This is a genomic window from Rhizobacter sp., from assembly GCF_031412075.1.
Classification (GTDB): domain Bacteria; phylum Pseudomonadota; class Gammaproteobacteria; order Burkholderiales; family Burkholderiaceae_C; genus Rhizobacter.
This window is the reverse complement of sequence record NZ_JANOCG010000098.1, coordinates 1-7,859: the sequence shown is the minus strand read 5'-3', so window position 1 is coordinate 7,859 and position 7,859 is coordinate 1. Positions and strand designations below refer to the sequence as shown.

8 protein-coding genes are annotated in these 7,859 nt (G+C 67.8%); 4 read left to right on the top strand and 4 right to left on the bottom strand.

Features of this window, described 5'->3' with window-relative positions; all coding sequences use genetic code 11:
• Nucleotides 1–625 (top strand): amidohydrolase family protein (locus RMO40_RS03740; protein ID WP_309716500.1); only part of this gene is annotated, 625 nt, incomplete at its 5' end.
• 59 nt (nt 626–684) lie between these two features.
• Here RMO40_RS03740 and RMO40_RS03735 read toward each other — a convergent pair.
• The 3 genes from RMO40_RS03735 to RMO40_RS03725 form a co-directional block, all read right to left on the bottom strand.
• Complete coding sequence (locus tag RMO40_RS03735) at nt 685–1,164, bottom strand: hypothetical protein (RefSeq protein ID WP_309716497.1); 480 nt, start codon at nt 1,162–1,164, stop codon at nt 685–687.
• A gap of 306 nt (nt 1,165–1,470) precedes the next feature.
• Nucleotides 1,471–2,271, bottom strand: coding sequence for a methyltransferase domain-containing protein (locus RMO40_RS03730; protein ID WP_309716496.1), 801 nt, complete (start codon nt 2,269–2,271; stop codon nt 1,471–1,473).
• Between the two features lie 14 nt (nt 2,272–2,285).
• On the bottom strand, nt 2,286–3,281 hold the full coding sequence (locus RMO40_RS03725) for a tripartite tricarboxylate transporter substrate binding protein (protein ID WP_309716493.1): 996 nt from the start codon (nt 3,279–3,281) through the stop codon (nt 2,286–2,288).
• 88 nt (nt 3,282–3,369) lie between these two features.
• Between RMO40_RS03725 and RMO40_RS03720 the strand changes: the two genes are divergently transcribed.
• Nucleotides 3,370–4,272 carry a LysR substrate-binding domain-containing protein gene (locus RMO40_RS03720; RefSeq protein WP_309716491.1) on the top strand — a complete coding sequence of 301 codons (903 nt, stop codon included), beginning with the start codon at nt 3,370–3,372 and terminating at the stop codon, nt 4,270–4,272.
• A gap of 87 nt (nt 4,273–4,359) precedes the next feature.
• Nucleotides 4,360–5,115: a hypothetical protein gene (locus RMO40_RS03715; RefSeq protein ID WP_309716488.1), complete on the top strand. Its 756-nt coding sequence runs from the start codon at nt 4,360–4,362 to the stop codon at nt 5,113–5,115.
• Between the two features lie 6 nt (nt 5,116–5,121).
• Here RMO40_RS03715 and RMO40_RS03710 read toward each other — a convergent pair whose 3' ends face one another.
• Complete coding sequence (locus tag RMO40_RS03710) at nt 5,122–6,405, bottom strand: serine hydrolase (protein ID WP_309716485.1); 1,284 nt, start codon at nt 6,403–6,405, stop codon at nt 5,122–5,124.
• Between the two features lie 76 nt (nt 6,406–6,481).
• Here RMO40_RS03710 and RMO40_RS03705 point away from each other — a divergent pair, with 76 nt between their 5' ends.
• On the top strand, nt 6,482–7,756 hold the full coding sequence (locus RMO40_RS03705) for a winged helix-turn-helix domain-containing protein (protein ID WP_309716482.1): 1,275 nt from the start codon (nt 6,482–6,484) through the stop codon (nt 7,754–7,756).
• The last annotated feature ends 103 nt before the right edge of the window (nt 7,757–7,859 follow it).

Below are 7,859 nucleotides of genomic sequence, written 5' to 3'. Positions count from 1 at the left end.
CCACAACTGCAGCAGCAACTTCCGCCTGCGCAGTGGCGTGGCACCGATCAACGAGCTGGCCAGACGCGGCGTGACCATCGGCATGGGGCTCGACGAAGCCGGCATCAACGAAGACCGCGACATGCTGCAGGAGATGAAGCTTGCGTTGCGCGCGCACCGCGTGCCGGGCATGGACGACGACGAGGTACCGAGCTGCCCGCAGGTGTTGCAGATGGCCAGCGAGCACGGCGCGAAGACGACGGCCTTTCGCGGGCAGATCGGCCGGCTCGACCCGGGCATGCAATTCGATGCGGTGGCCATTGACTATCAAGCGGCGACCTACCCCTACCAGGACGAAGACATCCCCGTGCTCGACGCGCTGATCCAGCGCGCCCACCAGCGCCACGTCGACACGGTGTACGTGGGGGGCGATCCGATCTACGCGCAGGGCCGCTTCAAGTACATCGACCGCGACAAGGTGCTGGCCGAGATCGCTGAAGCGCTGTCACGGCCGCGCAGCGCCGACGAAGAGAAGCGCCGCCAGCTGTCGAAAGCCGTGTTCCCGCATGTCAAGAACTTCTACAACGGCTACCTGGGCGACGAGCCGACGCGGCAACCGTTCTACGGGCCGTCGTCGCGCACCTGAGCTTGACTTCGAAAGGCCTCGGTGACGCACCGAGGCCTCTTCGACCAGGCCGGGCCCTCTCAGGCCGGCACCACCGGGTTAGCGGGCAACGGCATCACCACCGGCCGGCGCTGGAAACCTCGTGCCTGCGCCTCCAGCTCCTTCAGCGGCTGGCCGCGCAAGGCCTCTTGCCCGTGTGCGCCATTGAAGTTGGCGGTGCGCATCTGCTGGAAGTGGCGCGAGGCCCAGGTGGTGGTGACTTCCAGTGCGGCGTCGGTGCCGCTGTCGATGAACAGCTCCGAGGTGGGGTGTGACGCGTCGTAATGGATGTAGAAGTAGCCCGCTTCCTTGCGGAAACCCTTGGTCGGCGCCTCGCGCCAGTGCAGGCGGCCCAGCAGCTGCAGCTGGCCCTTGCGGCCTTGCGGCGTCTTGAACACCCAGATGTACTCGGGCTGGCCGTCGGCCAGGATCTGCAGCTTGTCGGAGCTGGACTTGAAGTAGCCCGGCAGGCCTGCTTTCAGGTCTTGCTCGTAGTTTCTCCAGTAGTAGAAGGCGTCCATGGGGCTCCTCTGATCGCGTTGTGAACAATGAGCCGAGTGTGACAGCACTGCGGCAAGCCCCGAATGGCCGTACTCTGCGCTCTTGTTTAGCCCCCGGGCCGCCCTCCCGCATGATCCGCGCTTCACCCCTTTCGTTGCACGGCGAACTGGTTTTCACCACTGGATAACGCATGTGGAGCACGACGACGGCACGGAGATGTCGAAATCAAGGGCCACCGCCGCACAGCGCCGGCTGCGCTACGACGTGGTGCTGGCGTTGGTGGTGTTGGGCTTGTTGATGGCGCGGCATGGGGTGAGGGCAGGCGATCAGAGTGCCGCCTCACGCCTGCGGCCACACACGGTCCACATCACCGGCGAAGGGAACAGGGTGCGCGGGTCGTCGAGGCGGGCGAGGTCATCGTGCAACTCAGCCGGTGTGAGCAAGCCGAGCCGCAGCAGCTCTTCTCGCAGTTGTTCGAAGTTGGCGCGAAACAGCCGCGCCCCGCTCGACCCGCCTTGCCACATGGCCATGCGTCCCTCAGCGCGAATGTCGACCAGGCCATGGGCGCGCATGCGTGCGGCCAGGTCGCGCCCGTAGCGGGTGTTCGCGCCGCGCAACGCCATCACCCGCTGCAAGGCAGCTTGCGCCTTCAGCGCACGCTCGTCCGGATGGCGCGCCGGGTCAGCCGGCATCGACTGCGAATCGAACTCCTCGCAGACCAGCCAGCCACCCGGCTTCAGCGCACCCACCATCTTCGCCAGGGCCAGTTCACGCTCAGGCAGGTGGACGAGAATCAGCCGCGCGTGCACGAGGTCGAATGCCCGCTCGGGCAAGGGGTCGCGCGCGATGTCGTGCCTGCACACTTCAAGTGCGGGGTCAGCCAGCGATTCGAGAAAACGCGTGTCGAGGTCGGTGGCGAGCACCCGGCCGCTGCTGCCCACCTGGGCGGCGAGCCACTGGGCCATGGTGCCGCCTCCCGCCGCGACCTCCAGGCAGTGCCATCCCGAAGTGACACCCACAGAGCGCAGGCAGCGGATCGTCTCGTCGTCGTACAGACCCGCGAGCGCGGGGAAACGCTCGCGCGTCTGTGCGTGCGCGTTGTCGAAGACGTACTGCGTGTCGGACATGGCTGCTCCCGAACCTACTCGGCCTTGATGTTCGCGTCGCGGATGACTTGGCCCCATTTCGCATGCTCCATGCGAATGAAAGCCGCAAACGCCGCGGGCGTGCTGGCCACCGGCTCGCGGCCGTACGACGCGAAGTACTTGCGCGCCTCATCGGTGCGCAGGATCGCCGCGATCTCGCGCTGGAGCCGCTCGATGATCGGCGCCGGCGTGTCCGCCGGTGCCGCGATGCCGAGCCACCCGGCGTATTCGAAACCGGGCAGGCCCGATTCGGCCACGGTGGGTACTTCGGGCAGTGCTTCGAGCCGTGCGGGGCTCGTGACCGCGAGCGCACGAATCTTGCCGGCTTTGACCTGCGGCAGTTGCACGTTGAGAGTGCCGAACGTGAAGGTCAGGCGGCCCGCGATGAGGTCGAGCATCGCTGCAGGCGCGCCGGCGTACGGCACGTGCACCACCTTCAGGTTGGCGCTGCGGCTGAACAACTCACTGGCCAGATGCGGCGGCGTGCCCGTACCAGGGGAGCCGCAGTTCAACTCACCCGGCTTCTTGTTCGCAAGCGCGATGAGCTCCGCCACCGAATGCACCGGCACCTCCGCGTTCACCGCGAGCAACAGTGGGCCGCGCTCGATCTCGGTGATCGGTGCGAAGTCGGCCATCGCGTTGTAGCCCGGGTGGGTGTACATGTGCGGGTTGAGCGCGAAGGGGCCTTGGCCCGCGACCACCAAGGTGTAGCCGTCGGGTGGGCTGCGCGCAGCGGCTTGCATCGCGACATTGCCACCGGCACCGGGCCGGTTCTCCACCACGATGGCCACGCCCAGCGGCGCGGCGAGACGCTCGGCGAGCCATCGGGTGAGAAGGTCGGGCGGTCCACCCGGGGTTCCCGTGACGATGATCCGGATCGGCCTCGACGGATAACTCTCGGCCGCCGCGACGGGCGCCGCCGACGCCACCATCGTTGCAAAAACGGCGCAGAGTGCGAGCCGGGCAAGTGTGCTGATGGCTGAGGTCGGCATGTCGAACTCCAAGAGTGATGCAAGCAGTTGAGCAGCGCCCCCGACCCGGCGCCAGACGGCGTAAGCTTCTTGCCCATAACATTCGGTTATGTCACTCAGCCTTGCCCAGCTGCGCCAATTCGTCGCGCTTGCCGAAGTCGGCAGCGTCGGTGGGGCGGCGCGCGCACTCGGGGTTTCCCAGCCGGCGGTGACAAAGAACCTGCGTGCGCTCGAAGCGCAGCTCGGCGTGGTGCTGGTGCGCCGCACGGCTCGGGGCACCGAATTGACGAAGCACGGGCAGACGTTTCTGCTGCGCGCCCGAAGTGCGTGTCGCGAGATCGAGCGCGGGCAGGCTGAACTCGCCGATGCGGTGAAGCAGGCGGGCGGCCCCATCGTGCTGGGCGCATCGCCCGCCGCCGCGGCAGCGTTGTTGCCGGGGCCGCTCAAGCTGCTTCGGCGCGACTTTCCGGTGGATGTGCGCATCGTCGAGGGCATGCCGGTGGCAACGCTGCCGCGCGTGCGCGACGAGTCGCTCGACTTTGCGTTGGGCCCGTCGTTGCGCGTCCCCCTGCCCGGCGATCTTGTCGCCACGCCGCTCTATCCGAACGAGATGGTGATCGTCGTGCGACACGGTCACCCCCTCGCCAAAACACGCTCGCTGGCGGACCTGATGGACTCCGAATGGATCACCGCCGGCCTCGGCACCGCCAGCCTCGTCGTCGACGACATGTTTGCCGCCGCCGGCCTGCCCACGCCGCGCTGGGTCATTCGCTGCGAGTCGATTCCGGGGCTGATCGCGATCACGGCGCAATCCGATCTCATCGCCACGGTTCCCAAATCGTTGCTTGCGCTCGGCATCGCCGACCGGCTGCTCGAACCGATTCGTGTACGCGAGAAAATGGCCTCGTCGATGATGAGCCTGTTCGTCAAGCGCGACTCGCCGCTCAACGTCGCAGCGACCAGGCTCGTTCGGCTGATCAAGGACGAGGCAAAACGTTTGCGCGCTGCGTGACAGCGCTGAGCCGAGACGGCATCGCGGTCTTGGCCGCGTCATCCTTCGATTGCCGGCCAGCATCACGTGCCGCTCAAGGAGACCGCCATGACCCGATCCCTCTCGTTCATCGTCGTGCAGGCCCTGTTCATCTTCGTGTCTGGCGCCGCGCAGGCAGCCCCGAACGATGTGGGCGCCGTCACTTCTTCAGAACGCCAGTACACGCTGCAAGAAGTCGAGGCTAAAAAACAGCTCGCCACCTTCGGCTTGTGCGAGTTGCCCCAGAACGCAGATGCCGCGCCCACACAACCGGTGGCCGTGCAAGAAGACACCTGCAGCTACTACCAGCGCTACGAGGCCACCTCGGCAGGCCCCAGCAACGGTGGTTCGTGCGGCGGCTTCGTGGTGGCCTTCGGGCCCCTGGGCGACTTGAAGACCCACTGGAAGCGCTACACGCTCAATGCCACCTGGGGTGACCTGCAGCTCACGCAAGCCCAGTGCAGCAAGGCGAGGTTGTCAGCCGTGGCCTGGGGTGAGCGCTGCACGAATGCAGACTGCACCAGCTTCGCGTGGGAAAAGATCGGCGTGCCCTTGTCCAAGAAAGGTACCTGGGGTGCCAACGGCAACCGCTGCTACCTGGAGCACCAGTTCAGCAACGGCCAGAACCACTACCGCACGCTCAAGGTCGACGTGATCGCTTCGTTGCAAGAGGGATCGCAGGCAGTGCGCAAGCGAGCCCGCGGCGCCATACGCGCCGAGGGTGGCAACGGCAAATGTTTCAGCACCACCCAGCAGCCGCGCCAGCCGCCGGCGCAGGCGGCCAGCACGGCAACAGGCACCTACACGCCGCACACCAGGCCCTGAAGCCATTCAGCGCACCGCCTTCGCCAAGGCCTCCCAGGCCTTGAGCGTGAGCGGGTGCGTGAAGCCGGCGCCGGCCACCGGGTGTGACGAGAGCTTGATCACCACCATCTCGGCCGCCGGGTTGATGTGCACCATCTGGCCGTGCACACCCGACGCTTCGAACGCACCATCGGCGTTGTGCAGCACCCACCACTGGTTGTGATACGAGTAGCCGGCACGAAACGCCATGCCCGAGGCCTTGAACTTCTCGCGGTCGCCGCCGCGCTTCAGGTCGTCGATCACCGCCCGGTCGAAGACGCGCTGGCCGTTGAACTCGCCGCCTCGGCGCAGCATCTCGGCAAAGCGAGCCAGGTCGCGCGCGGTGGCGTTGAGGCCGGCGCCTTGCAGCGGTGTGCCCACCGGGTCGACCATCAGGTAGGCGTCTTCTTCCATGCCGAGGCGGCTCCAGATGCGCTCGCTCATCACGTCGGCGAAGTGCCGGCCGGTGACGCGCGAGACGATCCAGCCCAGCACCTCGGAGTGCACCGTGCGGTAGACGAAGCCCGCGCCGTGCTCGCCCTCTTTCTTGAGCGTCTTGAGAAAGTCGTAGATGTTGCGCGGGCCGGTGTAGCCGGGTTGCGGCGGCAGCAGCGTGCTGGCATACAGGTAGGGGAAGACCTCGGTCGTCGGGTCGGTGTAAACCTCGCGGTAGCGCACCGCGCCGGTCATGTCCATCACCTCGCGCACCTTCATGTCAGCCCAGGCGCTGTCGGCCAGCTCGGGCACGTATTTCGTGACGGGCGCGTCGAGGTCGATCTTGCCTTCGTGCGCGAGCTGCGCGGCCAGCAGGCCGGTGAACGACTTGGTGACCGAGAACAGCAGGTGCGGCGTTTCGGGCCGCATCTGGTTCATGTAACGCTCGTAGACGATGCGGCCGCGGTGCATCACGACCAGGGCGTCGGTGTAGGTCTGCGTGAGCCAGGCGTCGACGGTGATGTCCTGGCCCTTGTCGTCTTGAAACACCACGCTGCCCAGCTCGCGCGGCGCCGTGCGCAGCGTCGAGACCGGGCCGCTGCCGCGGCGGATGTTGCGCGTGGGCAGCAGCTCGCGCGTGTGCTGCAGCACCCAACGCATCTGCGGGTACTGGGTGCGGTTGCTCTGGTCGACGAGCTGGTCGGGCCGCGGCGGGAAGCTGCTCATGGTGCCCAGCCGGTCGAGCGACACCGCGTCGGGCGCGGGCAGTTGCGGGGCTTGGGCGAAGGCGCTGCCGGCCCACATCAAAGCCGACAAGAAAGCAAGTGAAGAGCGCATGGTGGCGTGAAGATCGAGTGGGAGGCGCACCGATACTAGGCAGCCGTCGCAACACAATCTTGATCGGATCCTGATGATGCTGGGCCTGGACGCTCAGGGCTTTCCCTTGTGGCAAGGCGGCTTGCTCGACTTGCCGCCCAAGGAGCGCGCGGTGCTCGCGCTGCTGATCCGCCGCGCGCCCGAGGTGGTGAGCAAGCAGGCGTTTGCCGACGAGGCCTGGCAGGGCCGACCGATGTCGGACGAAAGCCTGGCACGTTGCATCAGCCGCGTGCGGCGCGCGCTGCCCGGCGTGCCGATCGAGTCGGTCTACGGCGCGGGCTACCGTTTGCAGGGTGGCCTCGCCACCGAGCCGCCAGCGGGCCACGCCCGCCTGCTGGCCACCGCACAGGCCGCGCCGCAGGCGGTCGAGACGCACCTGCATGCGCGCGCGCTGGCGCAGCGGCGCACCCCCGCCGCCATGCAGCGCGCGCTCGCCCTGCTGCGCTCGCTGGTGCAGGCGCACCCGCGCTACGCCAGCGCCCGGGTGACGCTGGCCGAGACACTTGCCGGCGCGGCCAGCTGGGGCTTGCTCACCGGCACTGCCTTCGTCGACGAAGGCCTGGCCCAGCTCGACGAGGCGCAACGCATCGACGCACACACGCCCGGCCTCGTCACCTACCGCGCCTGGCTGCTCGACCTGGCGTGGCGCTTCGACGAGGCCGAGCACCATCACCGCGCAGCGCTGGCCGCGGCGCCGAACGATGCCGACGCGCTCTTCCTGCACGGCTGGCACCGGCTCGCACTGGGCAACACCACAGGCGCGGCCGAACGCTTTCGCCAGGCCATCGCGCTGCAGCCCCACGCGCCGCTGCTGCGCGCCATGCTCGCGCGGGCGCTCTCCCATGCCGGCCAACCGGAGGCCGCGATCCGCGAGCTGCAAGCCACCTTCAGCGACCACCCCGACAACGCCATCGCTGCCATTTTTCGCATCGGCTTGCTGGCGATCTCGAAGCCCGAGCCGGCGCTTGCCGAGCAGGCGTGGCAGCTCGCCGAGCAGCGCGACGCACCACCCTACACGCTGTCGATCCTGTCGTACGTGCTCGCACGCTGCGGCCGCACCGAAGAAGCCCGCGCGCTGATCGATGCCTGCCTCGCGTGCAGCGCCTCGTCACCCGGCAGCGCCGCCATGCACGCGGCAGCGTGCGCCGCACTCGGCGACACCGAGCGCGCCGCGCAGCTGATCGTGCACGCCTACAACACCCACTGCGCCGTGCTGCCCATGCTGCTGCGCGACCCCGGCACGGCCGCGCTGCGCACGCACCCGCAGATCAGCGCACTGCACCGGGCCGTGTTCGGACACGGGGTGGGCTGAGCGGGGCTGTACAAAGCCACAATCGAGCACCCGGCGGCCACGGCCTTGCAAACCACGCCGCAGCCTGGCAGTCAGGTTTCGCCAACAGAGGAGCACTTCATGC